At 65.1% G+C, this 22,613-nt stretch carries 23 protein-coding genes; 10 read left to right on the top strand and 13 right to left on the bottom strand.

Going from position 1 to position 22,613, the window contains the following annotated elements; genetic code table 11:
- Positions 1-156 precede the first annotated feature (156 nt).
- From ACVK00_RS19260 to ACVK00_RS19235, 6 genes are all read left to right on the top strand, one after another.
- Positions 157-735 carry a YqgE/AlgH family protein gene (locus ACVK00_RS19260; RefSeq protein ID WP_006751106.1) on the top strand — a complete coding sequence of 193 codons (579 nt, stop codon included), beginning with the start codon at positions 157-159 and terminating at the stop codon, positions 733-735.
- Positions 732-1,181 carry a Holliday junction resolvase RuvX gene (ruvX, locus tag ACVK00_RS19255; RefSeq protein ID WP_006762411.1) on the top strand — a complete coding sequence of 150 codons (450 nt, stop codon included), beginning with the start codon at positions 732-734 and terminating at the stop codon, positions 1,179-1,181. The genes ACVK00_RS19260 and ruvX overlap by 4 nt, the downstream gene beginning before the upstream one ends.
- Positions 1,168-1,683, top strand: coding sequence for a bifunctional pyr operon transcriptional regulator/uracil phosphoribosyltransferase PyrR (gene pyrR / locus ACVK00_RS19250; protein WP_166724068.1), 516 nt, complete (start codon positions 1,168-1,170; stop codon positions 1,681-1,683). The genes ruvX and pyrR overlap by 14 nt, the downstream gene beginning before the upstream one ends.
- Positions 1,684-1,757: 74 nt before the next feature.
- The gene (locus ACVK00_RS19245) at positions 1,758-2,789 is read left to right on the top strand and encodes an aspartate carbamoyltransferase catalytic subunit (RefSeq protein WP_006751103.1); all 1,032 of its coding nucleotides are present in this window, start codon (positions 1,758-1,760) and stop codon (positions 2,787-2,789) included.
- A gap of 61 nt (positions 2,790-2,850) precedes the next feature.
- Positions 2,851-4,137: a dihydroorotase gene (locus ACVK00_RS19240; protein WP_105832648.1), complete on the top strand. Its 1,287-nt coding sequence runs from the start codon at positions 2,851-2,853 to the stop codon at positions 4,135-4,137.
- Positions 4,138-4,156: 19 nt separating this feature from the next.
- Entirely contained in the window at positions 4,157-5,014 is an 858-nt protein-coding gene (locus tag ACVK00_RS19235; RefSeq protein ID WP_228906988.1) for a lysophospholipid acyltransferase family protein, read from the top strand.
- Between the two features lie 31 nt (positions 5,015-5,045).
- Here the strand turns inward: ACVK00_RS19235 and ACVK00_RS19230 are convergent, their stop codons facing one another.
- Positions 5,046-5,885 carry a symmetrical bis(5'-nucleosyl)-tetraphosphatase gene (locus ACVK00_RS19230; protein ID WP_284888857.1) on the bottom strand — a complete coding sequence of 280 codons (840 nt, stop codon included), beginning with the start codon at positions 5,883-5,885 and terminating at the stop codon, positions 5,046-5,048.
- Between the two features lie 289 nt (positions 5,886-6,174).
- On the opposite strand from ACVK00_RS19230, the gene rfbB reads away from it, so the two are divergent.
- The 4 genes from rfbB to rfbD are packed head-to-tail and all read left to right on the top strand — an operon-like array spanning position 6,175 to position 9,593.
- The gene (gene rfbB / locus ACVK00_RS19225) at positions 6,175-7,236 is read left to right on the top strand and encodes a dTDP-glucose 4,6-dehydratase (protein ID WP_284888858.1); all 1,062 of its coding nucleotides are present in this window, start codon (positions 6,175-6,177) and stop codon (positions 7,234-7,236) included.
- A gap of 10 nt (positions 7,237-7,246) precedes the next feature.
- Positions 7,247-8,140, top strand: coding sequence for a glucose-1-phosphate thymidylyltransferase RfbA (gene rfbA / locus ACVK00_RS19220; RefSeq protein WP_284888859.1), 894 nt, complete (start codon positions 7,247-7,249; stop codon positions 8,138-8,140).
- Positions 8,125-8,676, top strand: a complete 552-nt coding sequence (gene rfbC, locus ACVK00_RS19215) for a dTDP-4-dehydrorhamnose 3,5-epimerase (protein WP_284888860.1) — start codon at positions 8,125-8,127, stop codon at positions 8,674-8,676. Before rfbA ends, rfbC begins: the two co-directional genes overlap by 16 nt.
- 20 nt (positions 8,677-8,696) lie before the next feature.
- Positions 8,697-9,593, top strand: coding sequence for a dTDP-4-dehydrorhamnose reductase (rfbD, locus tag ACVK00_RS19210; protein ID WP_284888861.1), 897 nt, complete (start codon positions 8,697-8,699; stop codon positions 9,591-9,593).
- Positions 9,594-9,601: 8 nt separating this feature from the next.
- Here rfbD and ACVK00_RS19205 read toward each other — a convergent pair whose 3' ends face one another.
- The 12 genes from ACVK00_RS19205 to ACVK00_RS19150 all read right to left on the bottom strand — a co-directional run bounded on the left by ACVK00_RS19205 (position 9,602) and on the right by ACVK00_RS19150 (position 22,399).
- Positions 9,602-10,723 carry a glycosyltransferase gene (locus ACVK00_RS19205; RefSeq protein WP_284888862.1) on the bottom strand — a complete coding sequence of 374 codons (1,122 nt, stop codon included), beginning with the start codon at positions 10,721-10,723 and terminating at the stop codon, positions 9,602-9,604.
- A 19-nt stretch (positions 10,724-10,742) separates the two neighbouring features.
- Complete coding sequence (locus ACVK00_RS19200; protein ID WP_284888863.1) at positions 10,743-11,621, bottom strand: GDP-mannose 4,6-dehydratase; 879 nt, start codon at positions 11,619-11,621, stop codon at positions 10,743-10,745.
- 13 nt (positions 11,622-11,634) lie between these two features.
- A complete protein-coding gene (gmd, locus tag ACVK00_RS19195) occupies positions 11,635-12,675 on the bottom strand; it encodes a GDP-mannose 4,6-dehydratase (protein WP_059820157.1) in 1,041 nt (346 codons plus the stop codon).
- A 44-nt stretch (positions 12,676-12,719) separates the two neighbouring features.
- On the bottom strand, positions 12,720-13,667 hold the full coding sequence (gene rfaE1, locus ACVK00_RS19190) for a D-glycero-beta-D-manno-heptose-7-phosphate kinase (RefSeq protein ID WP_284888864.1): 948 nt from the start codon (positions 13,665-13,667) through the stop codon (positions 12,720-12,722).
- A gap of 13 nt (positions 13,668-13,680) precedes the next feature.
- Positions 13,681-14,679, bottom strand: coding sequence for a glycosyltransferase family 9 protein (locus ACVK00_RS19185; RefSeq protein ID WP_284888865.1), 999 nt, complete (start codon positions 14,677-14,679; stop codon positions 13,681-13,683).
- Positions 14,672-16,189, bottom strand: a complete 1,518-nt coding sequence (locus ACVK00_RS19180) for a glycosyltransferase family 4 protein (protein ID WP_284888866.1) — start codon at positions 16,187-16,189, stop codon at positions 14,672-14,674. Before ACVK00_RS19180 ends, ACVK00_RS19185 begins: the two co-directional genes overlap by 8 nt.
- Positions 16,186-17,388, bottom strand: a complete 1,203-nt coding sequence (locus ACVK00_RS19175) for a glycosyltransferase (RefSeq protein WP_284888867.1) — start codon at positions 17,386-17,388, stop codon at positions 16,186-16,188. The genes ACVK00_RS19180 and ACVK00_RS19175 overlap by 4 nt, the downstream gene beginning before the upstream one ends.
- Complete coding sequence (locus ACVK00_RS19170; protein WP_284888868.1) at positions 17,375-17,758, bottom strand: hypothetical protein; 384 nt, start codon at positions 17,756-17,758, stop codon at positions 17,375-17,377. The genes ACVK00_RS19175 and ACVK00_RS19170 overlap by 14 nt, the downstream gene beginning before the upstream one ends.
- A gap of 22 nt (positions 17,759-17,780) precedes the next feature.
- A complete protein-coding gene (locus tag ACVK00_RS19165) occupies positions 17,781-18,767 on the bottom strand; it encodes an FkbM family methyltransferase (RefSeq protein WP_284888869.1) in 987 nt (328 codons plus the stop codon).
- Positions 18,764-19,984 (bottom strand): ABC transporter ATP-binding protein, encoded by a 1,221-nt coding sequence (locus ACVK00_RS19160; RefSeq protein WP_284888870.1) that lies wholly within the window; start codon positions 19,982-19,984, stop codon positions 18,764-18,766. Before ACVK00_RS19160 ends, ACVK00_RS19165 begins: the two co-directional genes overlap by 4 nt.
- Entirely contained in the window at positions 19,984-20,781 is a 798-nt protein-coding gene (locus tag ACVK00_RS19155) for an ABC transporter permease (RefSeq protein ID WP_069225251.1), read from the bottom strand. The genes ACVK00_RS19160 and ACVK00_RS19155 overlap by 1 nt, the downstream gene beginning before the upstream one ends.
- A gap of 166 nt (positions 20,782-20,947) precedes the next feature.
- Positions 20,948-22,399 (bottom strand): mannose-1-phosphate guanylyltransferase/mannose-6-phosphate isomerase, encoded by a 1,452-nt coding sequence (locus ACVK00_RS19150; protein ID WP_284888871.1) that lies wholly within the window; start codon positions 22,397-22,399, stop codon positions 20,948-20,950.
- Positions 22,400-22,613 lie beyond the last annotated feature (214 nt).

Raw genomic sequence — 22,613 nt, 5'->3', positions numbered from 1 at the left:
CAGCCCTTGTCGCGCGGGCCGGCAACACGCTGCCGACAGCGCCCGCGCGCGTGTTAGAGTGCCGTGTGATCCGCGTGCGTCGTTGCCAGCGTCGCGCGGCGTTGCTTGTTGATCGCGGCCCGGTCAGGTCGCGGCGTCTTTGCTAAAATTCAAACCATGTCAAAGCCTTCCGATCGCATCAATCTCACCAACCAGTTCCTGATTGCCATGCCCAACATGGCCGATCCGACGTTTTCAGGAACGGTGGTCTATCTTTGCGATCACAGCGAGCGCGGAGCGCTCGGCCTCGTCATCAATCGTCCCACCGACATCGACCTCGAATCGCTGTTCAACCGCATCGACCTCAAGCTCGACATCGAGCCGCTGCTGCACATTCCCGTGTACTTCGGCGGCCCGGTGCAGACCGAGCGCGGCTTCGTGCTGCACGAGCCGGTCGAGGGCGCGAACTACAACTCGTCCATGTCGGTCGAGGGCGGGCTCGAGATGACGACGTCGAAGGACGTGCTCGAGGCGGTCGCGACGGGCACCGGCCCGAAGCGCTTCCTGCTGACGCTCGGCCATGCAGGCTGGGGCGCGGGGCAGCTCGAGGAAGAAATTTCCCGCAACGGCTGGCTGACGGTCGCCGCCGATCCGCGCATCGTGTTCGACACGCCGGCCGAGGAGCGTTTCGAAGCCGCGCTCGGCCTGCTCGGCGTCAGCTCGTCGATGCTGTCCGGCGAAGCAGGGCACGCATGAGTGGCGCGAGTGCGCGCGATGCGACGCTCCTGGCGTTCGACTACGGCGAGAAGCGGATCGGGGTCGCAATCGGCAATGCGCTGACGCGCTCGGCCCGCGCGCTCGTCGTGATTTCCAACCTGAACCGCGAACACCGCTTCAAGGCGGTCGGCGACTTGCTGGCCGAATGGCGGCCGGACGCGCTCGTCGTCGGCCTGCCGATGCATCCGGACGGCACGCCGCACGAGATGACGCAGCAGGCGAAGCGCTTCGGCAACCAGCTGAACGGTCGCTTCGGGCTGCCCGTCACGTGGGTCGACGAACGCTATTCGTCGGTCGAGGCCGAGGCCGGGCTGCGCGAGCGCAACGTGCGCGGGCGCGCACGCGCCGAGATGCTCGATGCCGAGGCCGCGCGCGTGATCCTTCAACAGTATCTCGATCAATTGTCCGACCATGAGCACCATTGACGCCGACGCGCTCTACCGCGTCCTGCTCGACCAGATTCGCGACGCATACGGCACGGCCTTTGCCGAGCCGGGCGGCCCGCGGCTCGCCGGCATTTACAGCGGCGGCGCGTGGCTCGCCGAGCGCCTCGCGCGCGATCTCGGCGCGCCGGACTTCGGCGTCGTGAACGTCGCGCTGCATCGCGACGACTACGCGAAGAAGGGGCTGCACAGCCAGGCCAGCCCGACGTCGCTGCCGTTCGAGGTCGGCGGCGCGCGCATCGTGCTCGTCGACGACGTGCTGTACACCGGCCGCACCGTGCGCGCCGCGCTCAACGAACTGTTCGACTACGGCCGTCCGGCCGCGGTCGAGCTCGCGGTGCTCGCCGATCGCGGCGGCCGTGAGCTGCCGGTCGCCGCGCGCTTCGCGGGCGGCACGCTCGACGTGCCGGCCGATGCGACGCTCGTGCTCGCGCGCGACGAAGCCGCCCAGCTCACGCTGCGCATCGAGGCGCACGGCGCCTGAGCGAACCGCGAAACCGTATCCCGGGCCGCCGGTTCGCGCCGCGGCCCGTTTGCATAGTTGGAATCACGCACACCATGACCACCGACACCACTGGCCGCACCGGCAATCCCGCTGCGGCCGCGAGCCCCGAGCGGTTCCGCTACGGTTTCCTGAAGGGCAACCCGCAGCTCACGAAAAACGGCGAGCTGAAACACCTGCTGTCGATCGAGGGCCTGCCGCGCTCGATCGTCAATCACATTCTCGATACGGCCGAGCAGTTCGTCAGCGTGACGGACCGCGAGGTGAAGAAGGTGCCGCTGCTGCGCGGCAAGTCGGTGTTCAACCTGTTCTTCGAGAATTCGACGCGCACGCGCACGACCTTCGAGATCGCCGCGACGCGCCTGTCGGCCGATGTGCTGAACCTGAACATCAATGCGTCGTCGACGAGCAAGGGCGAGTCGCTGCTCGACACGATCAACAACCTGTCGGCGATGCATGCCGACCTGTTCGTCGTGCGTCACGCATCGAGCGGCGCGCCGTACCTGATCGCCGAGCACTGCGCGCCGCACGTGCACGTGATCAACGCCGGCGACGGCCGTCATGCGCACCCGACGCAGGGCCTGCTCGACATGTACACGATCCGCCACTACAAGCGCGACTTCACGAAGCTGCGCGTGGCGATCGTCGGCGACATCCTGCATTCGCGCGTCGCGCGCTCGGACATCCACGCGCTCACCACGCTCGGCGTGCCGGAAGTGCGCGCGATCGGCCCGCGCACGCTGCTGCCGGGCGGCCTCGAGCAGATGGGCGTGAAGGTGTTCAACAACCTCGACGAAGGGCTGAAGGGCGTCGACGTGATCATCATGCTGCGCCTGCAGAACGAGCGGATGAGCGGCGCGCTGCTGCCGTCCGCGCAGGAGTACTTCAAGACCTGGGGCCTGACGCCCGAGCGGCTCGCGCTCGCCGCGCCCGACGCGATCGTGATGCATCCGGGCCCGATGAACCGCGGCGTCGAGATCGACTCGCAGGTCGCCGACGGTCCGCAGTCGGTGATCCTCAACCAGGTCACGTTCGGCATCGCCGTGCGGATGGCGGTGATGGGCATCGTCGCCGGCAACAGCGACTGAGCCCGCTTTCGCGCATCCTGATCCAGGCATTCAACGCAATCAACGCATTCACAGACAGCGCATGAAGATTCATATCCAAGGCGGCACGCTGATCGATCCGGTCGCCGGCACCGAGCGGCAGGCCGACGTATTCGTCGCGGACGGCAAGATCGCCGCGCTCGCCGAGGCCGGTACAGCGCCGGCCGGTTTCAACGCGGAGAAGACGATCGACGCGTCGGGCCTGATCGTCGCCCCCGGCCTCGTCGACCTGTGCGCGCGGCTGCGCGAGCCCGGCTACGAGCACAAGGCGACGCTCGCGTCCGAGATGGCCGCGGCCGTCGCCGGCGGCGTCACGACCCTCGTGTGCCCGCCGGACACCGACCCCGTGCTCGACGAGCCGGGCCTCGTCGAGATGCTCAAGTTCCGCGCGCGCAACCTGCACCAGGCGAACGTCCATCCGCTCGGCGCGCTCACCGTCGGCCTGAAGGGCGAGGTGATCACCGAGATGGTCGCGCTGACCGAATCGGGCTGCGTCGGCTTCACGCACGCGAACGTGCCGGTGCGCGACACCCAGGTGCTGCTGCGCGCGCTGCAGTACGCGAGCACCTACGGCTACACGACGTGGCTGCGTCCGCTCGACGCGTTCATCGGCCGTGGCGGCGTCGCCGCGAGCGGCGCGCTCGCGTCGCGGCTCGGGCTGTCCGGCGTGCCGGTCGCGGCCGAGACGATCGCGCTGCACACGATCTTCGAACTGATGCGCGTGACCGGCGCGCGCGTGCACCTCGCCCGCCTGTCGTCGGCGGCCGGCCTCGCGCTCGTGCGCGAGGCGAAGGCCGAGGGGCTGCCCGTGACGTGCGACGTCGGCGTGAATCATCTGCACCTGATCGACATCGACATCGGCTACTTCGATTCGCAGTTCCGGCTCGACCCGCCGCTGCGCGGCGAGCGCGACCGCGAAGCGATCCGCGCCGCCCTCGCCGACGGCACGATCGACGCGATCTGCTCCGATCACACGCCGGTCGACGACGACGAGAAGCTGCTGCCGTTTGGCGAAGCGACGCCCGGTGCGACGGGGCTCGAACTGCTGCTGTCGCTCACGGTGAAGTGGGCCGATGAAACGAACACGCCGCTTGCGCAGGCGCTGCGCCGCATCACGGCCGCGCCGGCCGACGTGCTGCAGTTGCCGGCCGGCCGCGTGGCCGAAGGCGCCGCGGCCGACCTGTGCGTATTCGACCCACGCGCGCACTGGCGCGTCGAGCCGCGTGCGCTGAAGAGCCAGGGGCACAACTCGCCGTTCCTCGGCTACGAACTGCCGGCCTGCGTGCGTGCGACGCTCGTGGCGGGGCAGGTCGCGTTCGAGCGCCACTGAACCCCGCCGGATCCTCGCCATGACCGCTCTTCGCAAGCTGCGTCTCGTCTTTCACCTGCTGCGCGGCATGGCGATCGTCGCGCTGCGCTTTTCGCACGTCACGCCCGCGCGCCGCGCCGAGATGACGCGCCGCTGGTCCATCAAGATGCTGCGCATCTGCGGGATGCGTCTCGTCGTCCACAACGACGGCGCGCGGCTCGACGCGAGCGCGCTCGTGGTCGGCAATCACGTGTCGTGGCTCGACATCTATGCGCTCAACGCGTGGCGGCCGACGCCGTTCGTGTCGAAGGCCGAGGTGCGGCAGTGGCCGGTCGTCGGCTGGCTCGCGGAGAAGCTCGATACCGTGTTCCTGCAGCGTGAGAAGCGTACCGAGGCGATGCGGATCATGCACGAGATGGCCGAGCGCCTGCGCAACGGCGGGCTGATGTGCGTGTTTCCGGAGGGCACCACGTCGGACGGGCAGGCGCTGCTGCCGTTCCATGCGAACCTGTTCCAGGCCGCGGTGTCGGCTGGCTGCGCGGTGCAGCCGGTCTGCCTGATGTACGAGGACGCGCAGCGGCGGCAGTCGGTCGCGCCGGCCTATACGGGCGAGCTGTCGCTCGGGAAGTCGCTCGACATGGTGTTGCGCGGCGGCCCGCTCGTCGCGCACCTGTACGTGTGCGAGCCGATCGCGCCGGGCGGCGACCGCCGCGCGACCTCCGCGGCGGCGCGCGACGCGATCGCGGCCGCCCTCGAGACGCTGCAGGCGAAGGTCGGCAAGCCGTCACCCGAGTCGCTGGCGGAACTCGAGAGGCATGCGTATCCGGCAACCGAAGTCGGCGCCAGTGCGGCGGACGATGCCGCGGCCGAGGAGGCGGTGCCGGGGCGCGAGGGCTGATGTTCTTTCGCCCGCGCGTGTCGCGTGCGGGCTATTCGCCGCCCTGCGTGCGGCACGCTTCGCACTGCACCTGCGTGACCGTACGCTGTGCCGGGTCGGCCGTCAGTCGCACGGCCGACAGCTGGTTTCCCCACACGCATCCCGAGTCGAGCGCGACGACGTTGTCGCGCAGCATCAGGCCGAGCGCGGCCCAGTGGCCGAACACGAGCGTCACGTCTTCGGTGCGGCGGCCCGGCACGTCGAACCACGGCAGGTAGCCGGGCGGCGCGCTGTCGGGGCCGCCGTTGGCCTTGAACTCCATCGCGCCGTCGGGCGTGCAGAAGCGCAGGCGCGTGAATGCGTTGAACGCGACGCGCATCCGATCGCGTTTCTTCAGGGTCGGACTCCATTGGTTCGGCTCGTTGCCGTACAGGTTTTGTAGCGTTTCGCGCCAATCCGGCGCGCGCAGGGCGCGCTGCAATTCGTCAGCGAGTTCGAGCGCGAGCGACGTGTCCCATTGCGGCAGTACGCCCGCATGCACGAGCAGCATCCCGTGTTCGAAATGCGCGAACGGGCGGTGACGGACCCATTCGAGCAGGGCGTCGGCGTCGGGTGCGTCGAGGATTTCGCCGATGGTGTCGCCCGGGCGTTCGGTACGGATGCCCGCTGCAACCGCGAGCAGGTGGAGGTCATGATTGCCGAGCACGACGGTCGCGCGCGGGCCGAGCTCGGCGAGCGCGCGCAGCGCGGCGAGGGACTCGGGGCCGCGGTTGACGATGTCGCCGGCGATCCATAGCGGGGCGTCGGCGGGGGCTGAAAGCTTTTCCAGCAGCAAGTGGAAAGCGGAATGACAGCCTTGGATGTCGCCGATGGCGATGGGGGGCTGGCTCATGAGGTTAGCGCGCTGTCGAGGAGGTTGAAGTCGTGACGGAGGAGGGCCGCGAGGCCACGGCGCTGCGTCGATTGCCGTCCCATGATAATCGACTGTCGAATGCACGCAACGCGGCCTCGGCGCGGCTGGTGCCGGGGCGGATTGCCGGCCGCACGATTTTTACAATCTGCGCGGGCGGTTCAAGATGATCCGGTAAAATTTCGGCCCTGACGTGACGGCCATTTGCACTGGCAAGTCGAAAGCGGGCGGCACCAGCCGGTGCCAGCCGCGTACTACTAGAGAGAATCTCATGATCCTGATTACGGGCGGTGCGGGATTTATCGGTGCCAATTTTGTACTCGACTGGCTGAATCAATCAGACGAGGCCGTGCTCAACGTCGACAAGCTTACCTATGCGGGCAACCTCCGCACGCTGCAATCCGTCGAAAGGAATCCCGCGCATGTGTTCGCGCGGGTCGACATTTGCGATCGCGCGGCACTCGATACGCTGTTCGCGAACGCGAAGCCGCGTGCGGTCCTGCATTTCGCGGCGGAAAGCCACGTCGACCGTTCGATTCACGGGCCGGCCGATTTCGTGCAAACCAACGTCGTCGGCACGTTCACGCTGCTCGAAGCAGCCCGCACGTACTGGAGCGGGCTCGGGGATGCCGACAAGGCGGCATTCCGCTTCCTGCACGTATCGACGGACGAGGTGTTCGGCTCGCTGTCAGCCACCGATCCGCAATTCTCGGAAACGACACCCTACGCGCCGAACAGCCCGTACTCGGCAACGAAGGCGGGTTCGGATCATCTCGTACGCGCCTATCATCATACGTACGGGTTCCCGACGCTCACCACGAACTGTTCGAACAACTACGGGCCATATCAGTTTCCGGAGAAGCTGATCCCGTTGATGATCGCGAACGCACTCGCCGGCAAGCAGTTGCCCGTATACGGCGACGGCCTGAACGTGCGCGACTGGCTGTACGTAGGCGACCACTGCAGCGCCATTCGGGAAGTACTCGCACGCGGCGTACCGGGGGAAACCTACAATATCGGCGGCTGGAACGAAAAGACGAATCTCGAAGTCGTGCACACGTTATGCGACCTGCTTGATCGTGCCCAACCGAAGGCGGCCGGCTCGTACCGCGAGCAGATCGCCTACGTGAAGGATCGGCCGGGCCATGACCGCCGCTATGCGATCGATGCGCGCAAGCTCGAGCGCGAACTCGGCTGGCGCCCCGCCGAAACGTTCGAGACCGGGCTCGCCCGGACGGTGCGGTGGTACCTCGATAACCAGCAATGGGTCGACGAAGTCGCGTCAGGCGAATATCGAAAGTGGGTCGAAACGAATTACGCGCAACGGAACTGAGGGCTCACCCATGGCACGCAAAGGCATCATTCTCGCCGGCGGTTCCGGCACACGCCTCTACCCGGTCACGCATGTCGTATCGAAGCAGCTGCTACCCGTATACGACAAGCCGATGATCTACTATCCGCTGTCGACGCTGATGGTCGCGGGCATCCGCGACGTGCTGATCATCTCGACGCCGCAGGACACGCCGCGGTTTGAAGCGATGCTCGGCGACGGCAGCCAGTGGGGCATGAATATCCAGTACGCGGTGCAGCCGTCGCCGGACGGTCTCGCGCAGGCATTCTTGATCGGCCGGGACTTCGTGGGCAACGATCCGTCGGCGCTCATCCTCGGCGACAACATCTTCTACGGCCACGACCTCGCGAAGCAGCTCGAGCGGGCAGACGCGCGCGTGACGGGGGCGACGGTGTTCGCCTATCACGTGCACGATCCCGAACGCTATGGCGTGGTCGAATTCGACCAGTCGTTCCGCGCGTTGTCGATCGAGGAAAAGCCGGCCCGCCCGCGCTCGAACTACGCGGTCACGGGCCTGTACTTCTACGATAACCGCGTGTGCGACATAGCGGCCGAGATCAAGCCGTCGCCGCGTGGCGAACTGGAAATCACCGACGTCAACTCGCGCTATCTCGCGGACGGCTCGCTCAACGTCGAGATCATGGGGCGCGGCTATGCATGGCTCGACACCGGCACGCACGATTCGTTGATCGAGGCGGCAAGCTTCATCGCGACGCTGCAGAAGCGTCAGGGCCTGGTCGTCGCGTGTCCCGAGGAAATCGCGTATCGCCGCCGCTGGATCGATGCGGAGCAGGTGCTCAAGCTTGCGCAGCCGCTCGCGAAGAACGCATATGGGCAATATCTCAAGAACATCCTGACGGACCAGGTCGCATGGCTATCCAAGTAACGGCAACAGCGTTGCCCGAAGTCAAGCTCATCGAGCCGAAAGTGTTCGGCGATGCACGGGGATTCTTTTACGAGAGCTTCAACGCGCGCGAATTCGCCGAGCATGTCGAGGCCGGTGTCGAATTCGTTCAGGACAACCATTCGCGCTCGGCAAAGGGCGTGCTGCGCGGACTGCACTACCAGATCGAACATGCGCAGGGGAAGCTCGTGCGCGTGGTCGAGGGCGAGGTGTTCGACGTTGCAGTCGACATCCGGCGCAGTTCGCCCAACTTCGGCAAGTGGGCCGGCGTGGTGCTGAGCGGCGACAATCACTGCCAACTGTGGGTGCCACCGGGGTTCGCGCACGGTTTCGTCGTGCTGTCCGACACCGCGCATTTTCTCTACAAGACGACCGATTATTGGTACCCGGAATACGAGCGGTGCCTGTTGTGGAGCGATCCAGCGCTCGGCATTGACTGGCGGTTCGACGGCGAACCTCAACTGGCGCCGAAGGATGCGGCAGGCAAGCGGCTGGTGGATGCCGACGTGTACGCGTGAGCGCGAGCCGGAGCAATACGATGCAACGTAAACATACCATTCTCGTGACGGGTATCGGCGGCCAGGTCGGCTTCGCGCTGCTGCGCCATCTGCAGGGGCTCGGCGAGGTTGTCGGGCTCGACCGGACGGCGCTCGATCTCGCCCGCCCGGACATGATCCGGGACGTCGTGCGCACGATTCGCCCGACGCTGATCGTCAATCCCGCCGCCTATACGGCCGTCGACGTCGCGGAGCGCGAGCGTGATCTTGCGATGGCGATCAACGCGGTTGCGCCGCGTGTGCTCGCCGAGGAGGCCGCGCAGATCGGCGCGTCGCTGATTCATTATTCGACGGACTACGTCTTCGACGGGACGAAGGCCGAACCCTATGTCGAGACCGACGCGACGAACCCGCTGAACGTCTACGGCCAGTCGAAGCTGGCCGGTGAAGAGGCCATCGCGGCGGTCGGCGGCCGACACCTGGTCCTGCGCACGAGTTGGGTCTACGGCGCGCGAGGCCGCAACTTCCTGACGACCATGTTGCGTCTGGCGAAGGAACGGGACGAACTGAAGATCGTTGCGGATCAGGTTGGGGCGCCCACGTGGTCCGAAACGATCGCGGCGCTGACTGCGCACGTCGTCGCACGGGCGCTTGCGTCGGACGATGTCGACGCGTGGTGGCGCCGGCACGGCGGGCTCTATCACATGACGGCGGCGGGGGGCGTCTCGTGGTACGAATTCGCGACGGCCATCTTCGAGCAGGCGCGCATGGAACGCGTGCCGATGGTTCTGCCGATTCCCGCCTCGGCCTATCCGACGCCGGCGCCGAGACCGATCAATTCGCGGCTGGCAAACGACCGGTTCGTTCACGTATTCGGTCTTGCCGTGCCGCAATGGCGTGACGCATTGCGGCTCTGCATGGACGGCATGGCCGGCTGACAACGGCCTCAGGCCGGCCGAGGCTCCCGCAACACTCGCTCGTAGATTTCAACGTAGCCGTCGACCATCTTGTCGGCGGTGAAGCGCGCTTCGTAGCGTTGCCGTGCCGCCGCGCCGAACCTGGCCGCGAGAGCGGGATCGTTCGACAGCGAGTCGAGCGCGTTGCGCAGGGCCAGCGTGTCGCCGAGCGGGACGACCAACCCGGTCTCGCCGTTCACGTTGACGAACGACGTGCCCGTTCCGATTTCCATCGACACCATCGGCTTGCCGAACATCGACGCCTCGAGCAGCGAGATGCCGAAAGCCTCGGAGCGCAGATGGGACGGGAAGACGAGCGCCTCGCAGAGCTCCAGCAGCGCGATCTTGTCTTCGTCGGGCGACGCGCCGGTAAACAGCAACTGGCCTTCCACGCCGAGCCTGTGCGCTTGTGTCTTCAGCTCCTGCTCCATCGGGCCTGCGCCGACGATGACGACACGGTGGTCGGTACCATGCAGCGCGTCGAGCAGTAGGTGCAGCCCCTTGTAGTAGCGCAGGTTGCCGACGAACAGGAAGAACTTGCCGCCAATTTCGCGGCGCCAGCGTTCGAGCGTCGCATCGCTTGCGCGCGGATAGGCGGCTTCGTCGATTCCGATCGGCACGACGTCCACCTTGTCGCGGTAACGCTGCAGCACCGGACTCGTATCGACGTAATTCGGCGATGTGGCGACGATTCGCGTGACTGAGTCGAGGAAGCGCAGCATCAGCGGCCGATACACCTTCAGCAGGTTCTTCTGCCGGATGATGTCCGAGTGGTAGGTGACGATCGACGGCTTGCCGGTACCTGCGGTCAGGTGAACCATGTCCGCGAACGGCCACGGAAAATGGTAGTGCACGATATCGGCGTCGCGCACGAGTTCACGGTAGTGGCGAAACGCCGATATCGAGAACGGTGACGACGCGATATCGATCGTGACCTTGGCGCGGTGGTGCAGGTGGCTGCCGAGGTCGACCGTCGACGTGTTGCGGCTGACGGTCAGCACGTCGCTGTGGATGCCGCGTGCCGCGGCGCCGTCGCAGATGTGCCAGATCATCTGCTCGACGCCGCCCATCGAGTCGGGTTTGTACGTTTTGTAGAAGTGCAGGACGCGCATTGCGGATCGGTAGGCTCGGTTAGTCAGCTGCCAGCATCCAGCGCAGCGTCGAACGCAGATCGATCGGCGTGATGTCCGGCACCGCGGCTCGCAGCTTGTCCGGCACGCCTGTCAGCATCTTGACCTCGTTGGCACGGACGAACGCCGGGTTGACCTCGACATCGAGGTCATGTCCCGAAATCTCGCGGCACATGTCGATGATGTCGGTCAGCGAATGGGCGACGCCGCTGCACACGTTCACGGTCTCGCCCGCGGTATCGTTCTCGATGAGCGCGCGATAGACCTCGGCGACGTAACGGACATCGGAGAAGTCGCGCGACACGTCGAGATTGCCGAGCTCGATCCGCGGCTTGCGCTCGGCGAAGTGGGACACGATCTTCGGCACCAGGAAGCGCGGCGACTGTCCGCGCCCGGTGTAGTTGAACGGACGCGTGATCACGATCGGCAGCCGGTCGAACCATGTCCGCACGAGGTGCTCCATGGCGACCTTGCTGGCCGCGTAGTGGTTCACCGGTGCGAACGGCTGCGTTTCGCTCACGGCGCCGCTCGCATTCCCGTAGATGTTCGCGCTGCTGGCAATCAGGATCTTGTCCGGCACATGGCCGACGTCCGCGCATGCCTGCAGTAGGTTGAGCGTGCCGATCACGTTGACGTCGTAGAACATGCTCGCGTCGTCGTGACCGACGAAGCTGATCGCCGCGAGATGGACGATGCTGCTCGGACGCACCGCCTCGATCGTCGCGCGACAGGCTTCCAGCGAACAGATGTCGAGCGCGATCAGGCCGTCCCGGGCATGATTTCCCGCACCCGTGACGCGATGACCCGCGCGCACGAGCGCATCCGTGACGTAGGCCGCTGTGAATCCGCTCGCCCCGGTAATCAGCGCATGGCGTTCCATGAGCGCGGGACCGTCAGAACGAGAAGCCGGCTTCGTTGCGTCGAAGGTCGGCTTCGACCATCATCGCGCAGAGCGTTTCGAGGTTCGTCTCCGGTGCCCAGCCCAGTTTTTCCTTGGCCTTCGCCGGATCGCCGATCAGCAGCTCGACTTCCGCCGGGCGATAGAATTTCGGGTTGACGCTGACGAGAGTCTTGCCGGTCGCGACGTCGATCCCGCGCTCGTTGTCCGCCGTCCCTTCGAAGCGCAGCGTGTAGCCCGCTGCCTTGAACGCCATCGTCACGAAATCGCGCACGGTTTCGGTGCGGTTCGTTGCCAGCACGAACGTGTCCGGCTCGTCCGCCTGCAGCATCCGCCACATCCCTTCGACGTATTCCTTCGCGAAGCCCCAGTCGCGCTTGGCGTCCAGGTTGCCGAGCTCGAGCACGTCCAGCTTGCCGAGCTTGATCTTGGCGACCGAGTCGGTGATCTTGCGCGTGACGAATTCGCGGCCACGCAGCGGCGACTCGTGATTGAACAGAATCCCGGACGAACCGAAGATGCCGTACGACTCCCGATAGTTGACAGTGATCCAGTGCGCATACAGCTTGGCGACGCCATACGGGCTGCGCGGGTAGAACGGCGTGGTTTCAATCTGCGGAACGGCCTGGACCTTGCCGAACATCTCCGACGTCGATGCCTGGTAGAAGCGGATCTTGTCGTTGACGATGCGGATGGCTTCCAGCACGTTGAGCGCGCCGATGCCGGTAATTTCAGCGGTCGTGACCGGCTGGTCGAACGAGACGCCGACGAAGCTCTGCGCCGCGAGGTTGTACACCTCGGCCGGCTGTGCCGTCTGCAGCAGGCGGATCGTCGACGACAGGTCGGTCAGGTCGTGCTCGACCAGATTGAGGTCCGGATGTCCAGCGATGCCGAGTTCCTCGATGCGCCAGAAATTCACGGAACTCGTGCGGCGGTACGTGCCGAACACGCGATAGCCCTTGCCGAGCAGCAGTTCCGCGAGGTACGCGCCGTCCTGACCGGTGATGCCGGTGATGATTGCAGTTTTCTTTTGCATGTCAGATCCTCTGTAACTTGCGATGGTTGAACGGGCGGGCAGATTTACTCGGCCGCGAGCGCGTTTTCGAGTTCGTCGAGCGTGATGGTAGCGGTTCCGAGCTTGCCGACCACGACGCCCGCCGCGACATTGGCTTCGTGCATCGCACGCAGCCAGTCGCCGTGAGTTGCATATCGTACCGCCAGCGTGGCGATGACCGTATCGCCCGCGCCCGACACGTCGAACACCTCGCGGGCCTTTGCCGGCTGGTGGTGTGCGCCGCGTGCGTCGAATAGCGTCATGCCTTCCTCGCTGCGCGTCACGAGCAGTTTGTCGAGTGACAATTGCTGGCGCAGCGCCTCGGCCTTCGTGCTAAGTTCGGCTTCCGATCCGAACCGGCCCGCGACCGCCTTGAATTCCGAGAGATTGGGCGTGAGCAGGGTCGCGCCGCGATAACGCTCGTAGTCGTCGCCTTTCGGATCGACGAGGACCACCTTGCCTTGCGAGCGAGCGCGCTGAATCAGAGGCTGCACGCCGTCCAGCGCGCCCTTGTGGTAATCCGAAAAGATCACGACGTCGGCGCTCGACAGCGCGTCGTCGAATGCGGCCGCGATCTCGGCGAGCACGGACGGCGCCGGCGCGCGCTCGAAGTCGAGGCGCAGCAGTTGTTGCTGATGACCGACTACGCGAAGCTTCACCGTCGTATGCAGATCGTCGTCGACGCAGAGCCGCGCGTCAATGCCGTTCTCCCGGCACAGGCGCTCGATTGTGCTCGCGTTCGCGTCGCGTCCCGCGACGGCGAGCAGCGTCGCGGTCGCGCCGAGCCGCGCGCAGTTGTGCGCGACGTTGGCGCTGCCGCCGAGCCGGTCTTCGGTACGCTGGACCGCGACGACGGGCACCGGTGCTTCCGGCGAAATTCGGTTGACGTTGCCGAACCAGTATTGATCGAGCATCACGTCGCCGACGACCAGGACATGAGGCTGGGTATTCACGTTGTCCTCGATAATGGCCATGGGTGGGTTCGGGTCAGATATGACTGGGGCCGCAGACGAAATGCAGCAGGCGCCCCAGTTTCGGTTTGGCACCGGAGCCGGATGCGAGCAGGGCGGCTTCGATGTCCGGCGCGGTGATCAGTGCGGCGCATTCGCGTATCACGCAACCATTGTAGGCATCCTTTGAAAACTGGATGCACGGCGAGCAGGGGACGTCGGAATACAGCACGCGGTTCGATGCGCCGAACGGTGAGAAGCGTTGCCACGGGCTCGACGTGAATACGCCCAGCACCGGCCGGCAGACCGACACGAGGTGCAGGGTGCCGCTGTCGGCGCCCACCACGACGTCGCATTCGCCGACGCGCGCATGGAAATCGGACAGCTTCGCACCGCCGTGGATCACGTCCGAATCCGGAAGGTTCAGCATACGCGCGAGCATGCTTAGTTCGTCTGCCTCGAGCGGGCCGCCTATCAGCTTGATCGCGATGCCATGTTTCGATTTCAACGATTGCGCGAGCCGCACCCAGGTCGTCGCCGGAATCTTGTTCGCGAAGAAGCCTGCACTCAGCGAGATGCCGACGGTGCGAAGCGCCGACGGCCATTGTGGTGCGGAACCATCCGGCCACATTAGCGACGAGCGCGAGTACTTGCCGGTCAGCGATTCGGTGACGCGCTGCTGAATGCGTGTCTCGTGGGTGACGTTGTCGCTATGCGGTGCGACGGCGCGCGTGCCGAGAATGCTGGCCGCCTCCTGGCAGAACCCGTCGTCGCGCAGGAAGACGATGAGCGAGTAGGGTTTCAGCTGCGCGATCAGGTCCGGCATGCCTTCGCCGATCCCGTCCTTCTGCAGGTGGGCGAGCTTCGTCGGATGCAGCGACGGCCCGTCGGGCAGGAAATGCTCGAGCAGGAACCGGTTGCCCGGCGCGGCGTACAGATCGTAGTTGCCGAACTTCTTCTGCAGCGCGCGCAGCGCCGGCACGCTGAGGACGAAATCGCCGAGGTGATCGGGCTTGACGACAGCCACGTCAGTCATGATCGCGCTCCAGACGCGTCCCCAGTTTCTGGATCAGCGTCTCGTTGATCATCGATCGAACCAGCGTATTGGTGACCTGCAGCGAAATCGCTTCGGCGACCACGCGCATCGCGTACCACGGATACATCCAGATGCGGCCGGACATGAAGCGCGACAGCATCCGCGACAGGCGTAGGCGCCGCTCCTGCTGCAGACAGTAGAGGTAGTCCAGCGAGAACGAATTACCCGGTACGTCGCGCATGGTGGCTGGCACGATGCGCGATCGATGGATCAGGGCGCGACGGATGCGGCGCGTGAGCGGCAACGGGCGATTCGCCGCAGGCGTGTCGACGGCGGACTCGCCGGGTGCCGCGGCGTGTTCGGACAACGGGTCATTGCGCGCGCTCGATCGAGCGGCCGCACTCTCCGTGTGGCGAACGGCTTCCGTGACGACCGACAGGTAGGCTTCGCGCGAGAACTTGCGGACCCACTCCTGACGCGCGCCGAGGGTGTGCGTGCTGTAGTCGGGGTCGTCGTCTGCGCGCCGCGCGGCTTCGACGAGGCCCTGCGCGATCGAATGCGGATTGCAGGGGTCGACATAGCGCGCGAACGGGCCGCCGACCTCGGGCAGCGCGCCGGTGTCCGACAGCAGCAGTGGGATGCCGCGTGCGAGCGCTTCCAGCGCGGGCAGGCCGAAGCCTTCCCACAGCGACGGATATGCAAGGGCACAGCAGCGCTCGTACTCGTCGCGCAGCTTGTCGTCGGGCAGGCGGCCGCACAGCACGGCGCCTTCCACGCGTGCGACCGCGGCCTTGATAACCTCGGCACCGTGACCGTCGCCGCCGACGATACGCAGCGTGTAGCCTTCCTTGGCCAGTCCCGACAGCGCAAAGCCTTGGACGAGTCCGGTGATGTTCTTGCGGGTTTCCAGGCTGCCCACGAACAGGAATTGCCGCGACGGCTGGCGACGCTTCGCTTCGACCGGATGATCGAAACGATCATAGAGCGGGACGACGCGCATGCGGCTGCGCGGAATGCCGTAGTTGGCCCACAGGTCGCGCGACGTGCTTTCGCTGATCGACAGGATGTCGATTGACGGGTCGTAAAGACGGTCGTACGCGATCGAGTAGAGGCGCGACACGCTCGGGTTGTGCCACTGGGGGCGCGTGATCGGCGTCAGGTCGAGCACGTACGCGATCGTGCGCGCGGCCCGGCCGACGAACAGGAGGTACAGCGGGTCGAACACGAAGTTGATGCAGGGTGCTTCGGGCTGCCGATCGTCCTGGCGACGCGCGAACGCATCGGGATTGGCGAGGGCTGCGCCGAGCAGCGCGCCGACTCGCGACTCGAAGCTGGCGTTCAGCGTGTAATCGTTTGCGACGAATTCCGCGAGATCAACCGGTTCGCCCAGCGCCTGAAGTTGAACCGGATGGCCGGACAGGATCAGGTGGCGCACCGTATCGCGCACGATGAAGTACATCGCGGTGCGATTGATTGCGAGCGGAGTGATGTCGATGATAAGACGCATCATGCGTGGAGCTCCCATGCCCGCGGGCTGCAGACGGTCCGGAAATGCTCGACCGCGGCGCTGGTCTCGGCGTGCGTACGCCGCTCGCGCAGATCGCCGAGCAGGGTTTCGACGGTCGCGAGCAGCGCGCCTTCGCGAAGCACGCCCCAGTGCGCCGAGATCGGGTTCACGCCGACCGGATCGGCAAGACCGAAGTTGGCGACCTCGGTGTCGATGAAATAGCGATAGTCGGCCGGCAGGAATTCGGCAAACGACGTGTGACGAGGACACAGGGCCGGCTTGCCCGCCAGCAGATTTTCGAACAGGCCGAGCCCCAGCCCCTCGCCGAACGACGCGGTCAGGAAGCCATCGCAGGTTTGCCCGAGCGCCTGCATCGTGTCGTGCGTCAGCGATCCGGTGCACAGATAGACGCGCGACGCATCGACGTCGTGGCGGCGCGCGATCTGCGCGAACAGAGTCGCCACGCGATCGAACAGGCGATCCGCCGTTTCCGTGACGTCGATCGTCGATACCTTGAGCACGAGCCCCGCGCGCGGATGTGCGCGAATCACGTCGAGCCATTCTTCGGCGAGGACCGGGAAGCCTTTGCGCGGGATCAGCGTGTTGGTGCTCAGCAGCAGCAGGTCGCTCGCCGCGCGCACTTCGGACAACGACACGAGTTTCGGAGCCGCGCCCTCGCGCAGCGGAATCTCGCGCAGCGTGAGATCGGGAATCGACACGTCGCGCGGTTGGGTCGAGCCGCGCGGCATCGGGCAGGGCGTATAGACGACCGGAATGTCGACGCCTTCTTCCTCGAGCATCGGCTGCATGAAGCGGGCCGGCACCCACACTTCGTCGATATCGTTGATCGAGGCAATCCACGACTGGTTGCCGAGACGATCGGTTTCCCAGAAGAACAGGCCGATGCTCCGCGCGCCGGCGAACGGGCGGAAGTTGTCGGGCGTCGAAATCGTCAGGACGACGACCTCGCTATCGGGCATTTTCGCGGCGCTCGCAACACAGTTGTCGGCGATCAGCGGATACGGCCATACCGCGACATGGCGGGACGGGTGTCCATGCAGGTCGACACCGAGCACGACGTCGAAGTGCGGCTCCAGCCATTCGAGATAGAGACGGGTCGCATACGCATACCCGCTGTAGCTGTTCAGATCGCCACGGACGATCAGCACGCGCCGCTTGGCAGACAGGTTACCGGTGGTCATGCTGCGTGATCCGCTTGAGTTCCGTATAAATCAGGTCGACGCAGTCGGCCGTCGCTTGCGACTGGGTGCGGCCCGGACGCGTGACGTAGTTCCACACGCGCAGGATCACGCGCTGCACGGGAGCGAACCGCAGTACCCGGTAGCGCGCGATGCGCGGCGGCAGCGACGTGCGCGGCGCGGCGAGGTGTCTCAGCATGCCGATGCGCGCGAGCAATTCCGCATCGATGCGTAACGGGGACAGCACGGGGCGCGTGTCCTCGCGCATGGGTTCGAGATGCTTCGCGAACGCCTGCGAATCGCGGATGCGCGCGTCGCGAGTCGATGCTTCGTCGCCCGATGCAACGTCCGGGCGGTTATCGGATTGAGTCATGTCGTCGATTCCTCGTCGTCACTTATCGCGATGCGCCGTGCAGCCGCAGCGCCACGCGCACGAGCGGCCGTGCAAGCTGTTCGGACTGCCGCGCGTGGTCCGCCTGCAGCGTGGCGAGCTGGCGCTTCAGGTCCATCGCCTGCGCGTCGGCATGGGCGGCGGTCAGGTGCGCTTCCGAGAGCTCGGCACGCACTGCGGCCAGCTCGCCCTGCAATGCGGCCAGTTCGTCCTGCAATGCAGCCAGCGCGCGCTCACGCTCCGCAAGGGTGTCCTGCAGAGCTCGATGCGCGTCCGGCGACACTTCGGGATCGAGCACGAAGCAGTGGCCGCGACGCAGCTTCGCACGGTCGAACACGTTCGGCGCGAGCGCGATGCGCGGCTTCAGGTCGCGATGCTCGGCCGCGACATAGAACCGGTTCAGGCCGTCGAAGTATGCGTATTCGTAACCGGCGTCGGTCACGATCGATTCCCACTCTGCGCTGTTGTCGACCGGCGAATTCGGCTCGGTCGATTCGATCACGAGGATCCACGGGCGGAAGCGTTTGAAATCCGCGCCGAGCAGCACGTTGCGCTCGAAGCCCTCGACATCGATCTTCAGGAAATGGATGTCGCGCGGCGCGTACGCTTCGCAGACATCTGCGAGCGTACGAACCTCGACCTCGCGTTCGCCGTGCAGACGACCATTTTCGCGGTAGCGATCCGCGATCTCGGGCGCGTTGGTCGACAGGCCGCGCGCATCGATTTCATAGAGCGTCAGGCGGCCGGGCTTTTCGCCCAGTGCACACGCGAGATTGATGTCGCGTGGCCGATCCTGCACGAGCGCATCGAAATGTTCGGTGACCGGCTCGACGTTGACACCGTGCCAGCCCCGTTCGTAGAACGCCTTCGTGACGGAATCCTCGATCGGTTCGTTGGCACCGACGTCGATGTAGAACCCTTGTTCGACATCGGAAAGCGCGCGCCAGAGAACGATGTCTTCGAAGTTCTGCGCAAAGGAGAGAAAGGTCATTGCCGCTCGATCCGGATGGTGGGTTCGATGAAGCTGAAACCAAGGAAGAAGGGGCGGGTCAGGTTCGCGACGGTGAAGACAAGTGCGTAGTCGCGCCACTCATAGTTGTTGGTGAGGTGATCCGACCCGCTGGTGAGTGCGGTTGCAACCGAATACGAGCCGGGACCGACATTCATGTCGAACGCAAATGTGAACTTCAGGCGTTCGCCGGCCTTCACGTCTTCCGCGATCTGTTTCGTGTGGTACGTGTTGGTGCCGTAGATGTCCTGGCCGAGGCGGTTCTTGATCATGTACCCGAGGACGAGCTTGGGAATCGCCTCGTTGGCGCGCACCGTGATCTCGAGCTGCGCGCTCGAGCCCACGTCGACCATTTCGACTTCGTTGCCGTCGCCGTCGCGGAGCACGATATGCTCGACCATGGCTTCGCCGGTACCGGAGATGGTGCGTGTGTTGCCCTCCGCCGTCACTTCCTGGCGAATCGTCTGACTCTGGCGCTGCGCGAGCGACGCGTTGTAGAAGTCGATCACCTCCTCGGGCGGGCCGATCTTGGCGACGGTGCCCTTCTCGAGCAGGATCGCCTTGTCGCAGATCGACTGGATCGAGGTCTTGTCGTGCGAGACGAGCAGCAGGGTGGTGCCCTGTTCGCGGAACTTGCGGATCCGGTCGAAGCTCTTGTGCTGGAAATACGCGTCGCCGACGGACAGCGCTTCGTCGACGATCAGGATGTCGGGACGGCGGGCCGTCGCGATGCTGAACGCCAGACGCATCTGCATGCCACTCGAATAGACGCGCACAGGCTGGTCGATGTATTCGCCGATCTCGGCGAATTCCTCGATTTCCGGCATCAGCGTGTCGACATCATGATTGGTCAGGCCGAGCAACTGGCCGGCCATGTAGACGTTCTGCCGGCCGGTGAAGTCCGGATGGAAGCCCATGCCGAGTTCGAGCAGTGCTGCGACCGAACCATTGATCGCGATCTGGCCTTCGGACGCGCGTGTCGTGCCCGTGATGATCTTGAGCAGCGTGCTCTTGCCCGCGCCGTTGACGCCCATCAGGCCCACGGCTTCGCCTGGTTCGATGTCGAACGAAATATCGCGCAGCACCCATCGCATCTCGTGGCGGTTCGCGCCCGGCACGAGCCATTCGATGAGTCGCCCCCAACGGGACCGATAGATTTTGTATGCCTTGCCGACGCCGGCTACCTTGATCGCCGTCATTACAGTTCGTCCACCATTTCAGCCGAATGCCTGCGGAAAATATATGCGCCGGCCGCGCAGAGCAGTACGGCAAGGGCAAGAACGGGCCACAGCGAGTACCAGTTGGGCATGCGGTGCCATACGCAGATGTCCTGATAAGCGGTAATCACGCGCGCCATCGGATTGAACATGATGTAATGGCGCACGCGTTCCGGCAGGACGGCGATCGGATAGACGATCGGCGTGAACCAGAACCAGAACTGCATGACCACGCCGAAGAGCTGGCCGACGTCGCGGAAGAATACGTTCAGCACGCCGAGCACGATGCCGAGGCCCATCGAAAAGGCGACCTGGAGCAGCAGTACCGGGATCAGCGCGAAATACGACCAGCCCGGGAAATTGTTCGAGATCAGCAGGAAGATCGTGAAGAGCGCGAACACGATGCCGAAGTTCAGCAGCGCGTTCAATGCCACGATGATCGGAAGGCAGATGCGCGGGAAGTTGAGCTTCTTGATCAGATTTGCCTGCTCAAGGAAGACGTTCTGCGCACGCGTCAGCGTGTCGGCGAACAAGCCCCACGTGAGCGAGCCCGCGCACAGGTAGACGCTGTACGCGAGATTGCTATCGACGCCCGGAAGTCGCGCGCGCATCAGCTGGGAGAAGATCACCGTATAGACGAAGATCATCGCCAGCGGATTGATCACCATCCACGCTCCGCCGAGCAGCGAATTCCGGTAGCGTGATTGAAACTCCCGCTTTACGCTGCTGACGATGAACCCGCGATATCGCCACGCGGATTTGACAATTCCTACTGCCATGCAGAATTCCTATGAACAGGTCGTGGGCGCGACGCAGGGCGGCGGCTTCCCGCGCGTCGGTTGCCGTCGGGACGCGCGTTGCAGCATCGGGAAACCTGCCGCATCGCGACATCCATGCCGCGCGGCCCCGGATCGACCAGGAACGCGGGCAGTCCGCTCGGCCGCGTCAGTTCGACGAGGTGCGGCCGTAGACGTCTTCGAAGCGGACGATGTCGTCTTCGCCGAGATATTCGCCGCACTGGACCTCGATCAGCACGAGATCGAGCACGCCGGGGTTGATCAGCCGATGCTTGTGACCGGCCGGAATGTAGGTCGATTCGTTCGGCTGCAGCGAAATGACCTGCTCGCCGTTGACGACATCCGCACAACCGCTCACGACGACCCAGTGCTCGCTTCGATGGTGATGCATCTGCAGCGACAGCGAGGCGCCCGGCTTGACGACGATCCGCTTCATCTTGAATCGTTCGCCTTCCTCCAGCACCGTGTAGGTCCCCCAGGGACGATGCACGGTGCGGTGCAGGCGATACGCGCTGTGGTTCGACTGCTTGAGTCCCGCGACGATGTGTTTGACGTCCTGCGCGCGTTGCGCCGATGCGACGAGCAAGGCGTCCGGCGTATCGACGACGATCAGGTCGTGCACGCCGACGAGGCCGACTATCCGGTCCTCGCTCTGTACGAAGCAGTTGTCGGCGTCGTGAAGTTGCGCATGGCCGCTGATGCGGTTGCCGCGCTCGTCAGGTGCGGTGAGACTGCTGATCGACAGCCAGGAGCCGATGTCGCTCCAGCCGATGTCACACGGTACGACGTAGACGTTCGCCGAGCGCTCCATCACCGCGTAGTCGATCGAGATGCTTTCCGCTTCGCGGAATGCGGCCGGCGTGAGTTCGATCGCGTAGTCGCCGTCCGACGACGCACTGCGCGACGCAGTGTCGACCGCATGGACGACCGGTACGGCAACACCGGGCGCATGCCGCTCGAGTTCCGCGAGGATCGTCTGAGCGGTAAAGCAGAACATGCCGGCATTCCACAGGTGGCGTCCGTCGGCGACGAGCGCCTCGGCGACCGATAACTGCGGTTTCTCGACGAAACGCGTCACTTTGCGCGATGTCGGGCCACGGGCCGACGTCGCATCATATTCGATGTAGCCGTAGCCGGTTTCGGGGCTGGTCGGGTGTATCCCGAACGTCACAATTTGGCCGTCGACCGCGGCGGCGGCGGCTTGCTGCACCGCAGCATCAAATGCTGGCTGATCGGCGACCAGATGGTCGGCCGGCAGGACGAGCATAACGGCTTCGGGGCCGTATTCGCGGCGGATCAATTCGGCGGCAGCGCCGATGGCGGCAGCGGTATTGCGGGCCTCGGGTTCGAGCACGAAGCCGAGCCGGCTGCCTGCCTCGCGCACGTTCGTGCACTCGTCCTTGGTCAGGAAGTAGGTTTCGCGGTTCGTGACGACGACGACTTCGCGTGCAGCGGTCGCCTGCTGGGCTCGAAGATAGGTCTTCTGGAGCAGGCTTTGCCCGTCAGCAAGGCGCAACAGCGGCTTCGGAAACGCTTCACGCGACACGGGCCACAGGCGGGTGCCCGCGCCTCCGCAGATGATGACGGGTATGATATTCATTGACTCGATCTGGTTACGATCCGTTTACGGCATGGTGCGGGACCATCGGAAGGCTGCGATTCTAGCGGATTTCACCCTGCCGGACCATCGCACCATACATCTCGTTACGGAAGTTGCACTGCACGAAAACAACAATAAATCAAGACAGGGTATTGTCCCGAAATCACGTCCGCCGCGACACGCAGGTATCCGAATTTGCCTGTTTGTTCAGTCT

The organism is Burkholderia sp. PvR073 (assembly GCF_054055695.1).
The sequence above is the reverse complement of the archived record's forward strand: the minus strand, read 5'-3'. Positions and strand labels throughout refer to the sequence as shown.

Bases quoted from the DNA above. Each gene is read 5' to 3' on its own strand.
- ACVK00_RS19260 (WP_006751106.1), top strand. From the start codon at position 157: ATGTCAAAGCCTTCCGATCGCATCAATCTCACCAACCAGTTCCTGATT.
- ruvX (WP_006762411.1), top strand. From the start codon at position 732: ATGAGTGGCGCGAGTGCGCGCGATGCGACGCTCCTGGCGTTCGACTAC.
- pyrR (WP_166724068.1), top strand. From the start codon at position 1,168: ATGAGCACCATTGACGCCGACGCGCTCTACCGCGTCCTGCTCGACCAG.
- ACVK00_RS19245 (WP_006751103.1), top strand. From the start codon at position 1,758: ATGACCACCGACACCACTGGCCGCACCGGCAATCCCGCTGCGGCCGCG.
- ACVK00_RS19240 (WP_105832648.1), top strand. From the start codon at position 2,851: ATGAAGATTCATATCCAAGGCGGCACGCTGATCGATCCGGTCGCCGGC.
- ACVK00_RS19235 (WP_228906988.1), top strand. From the start codon at position 4,157: ATGACCGCTCTTCGCAAGCTGCGTCTCGTCTTTCACCTGCTGCGCGGC.
- ACVK00_RS19230 (WP_284888857.1), bottom strand. From the start codon at position 5,885: ATGAGCCAGCCCCCCATCGCCATCGGCGACATCCAAGGCTGTCATTCC.
- rfbB (WP_284888858.1), top strand. From the start codon at position 6,175: ATGATCCTGATTACGGGCGGTGCGGGATTTATCGGTGCCAATTTTGTA.
- rfbA (WP_284888859.1), top strand. From the start codon at position 7,247: ATGGCACGCAAAGGCATCATTCTCGCCGGCGGTTCCGGCACACGCCTC.
- rfbC (WP_284888860.1), top strand. From the start codon at position 8,125: ATGGCTATCCAAGTAACGGCAACAGCGTTGCCCGAAGTCAAGCTCATC.
- rfbD (WP_284888861.1), top strand. From the start codon at position 8,697: ATGCAACGTAAACATACCATTCTCGTGACGGGTATCGGCGGCCAGGTC.
- ACVK00_RS19205 (WP_284888862.1), bottom strand. From the start codon at position 10,723: ATGCGCGTCCTGCACTTCTACAAAACGTACAAACCCGACTCGATGGGC.
- ACVK00_RS19200 (WP_284888863.1), bottom strand. From the start codon at position 11,621: ATGGAACGCCATGCGCTGATTACCGGGGCGAGCGGATTCACAGCGGCC.
- gmd (WP_059820157.1), bottom strand. From the start codon at position 12,675: ATGCAAAAGAAAACTGCAATCATCACCGGCATCACCGGTCAGGACGGC.
- rfaE1 (WP_284888864.1), bottom strand. From the start codon at position 13,667: ATGGCCATTATCGAGGACAACGTGAATACCCAGCCTCATGTCCTGGTC.
- ACVK00_RS19185 (WP_284888865.1), bottom strand. From the start codon at position 14,679: ATGACTGACGTGGCTGTCGTCAAGCCCGATCACCTCGGCGATTTCGTC.
- ACVK00_RS19180 (WP_284888866.1), bottom strand. From the start codon at position 16,189: ATGATGCGTCTTATCATCGACATCACTCCGCTCGCAATCAATCGCACC.
- ACVK00_RS19175 (WP_284888867.1), bottom strand. From the start codon at position 17,388: ATGACCACCGGTAACCTGTCTGCCAAGCGGCGCGTGCTGATCGTCCGT.
- ACVK00_RS19170 (WP_284888868.1), bottom strand. From the start codon at position 17,758: ATGACTCAATCCGATAACCGCCCGGACGTTGCATCGGGCGACGAAGCA.
- ACVK00_RS19165 (WP_284888869.1), bottom strand. From the start codon at position 18,767: ATGACCTTTCTCTCCTTTGCGCAGAACTTCGAAGACATCGTTCTCTGG.
- ACVK00_RS19160 (WP_284888870.1), bottom strand. From the start codon at position 19,984: ATGACGGCGATCAAGGTAGCCGGCGTCGGCAAGGCATACAAAATCTAT.
- ACVK00_RS19155 (WP_069225251.1), bottom strand. From the start codon at position 20,781: ATGGCAGTAGGAATTGTCAAATCCGCGTGGCGATATCGCGGGTTCATC.
- ACVK00_RS19150 (WP_284888871.1), bottom strand. From the start codon at position 22,399: ATGAATATCATACCCGTCATCATCTGCGGAGGCGCGGGCACCCGCCTG.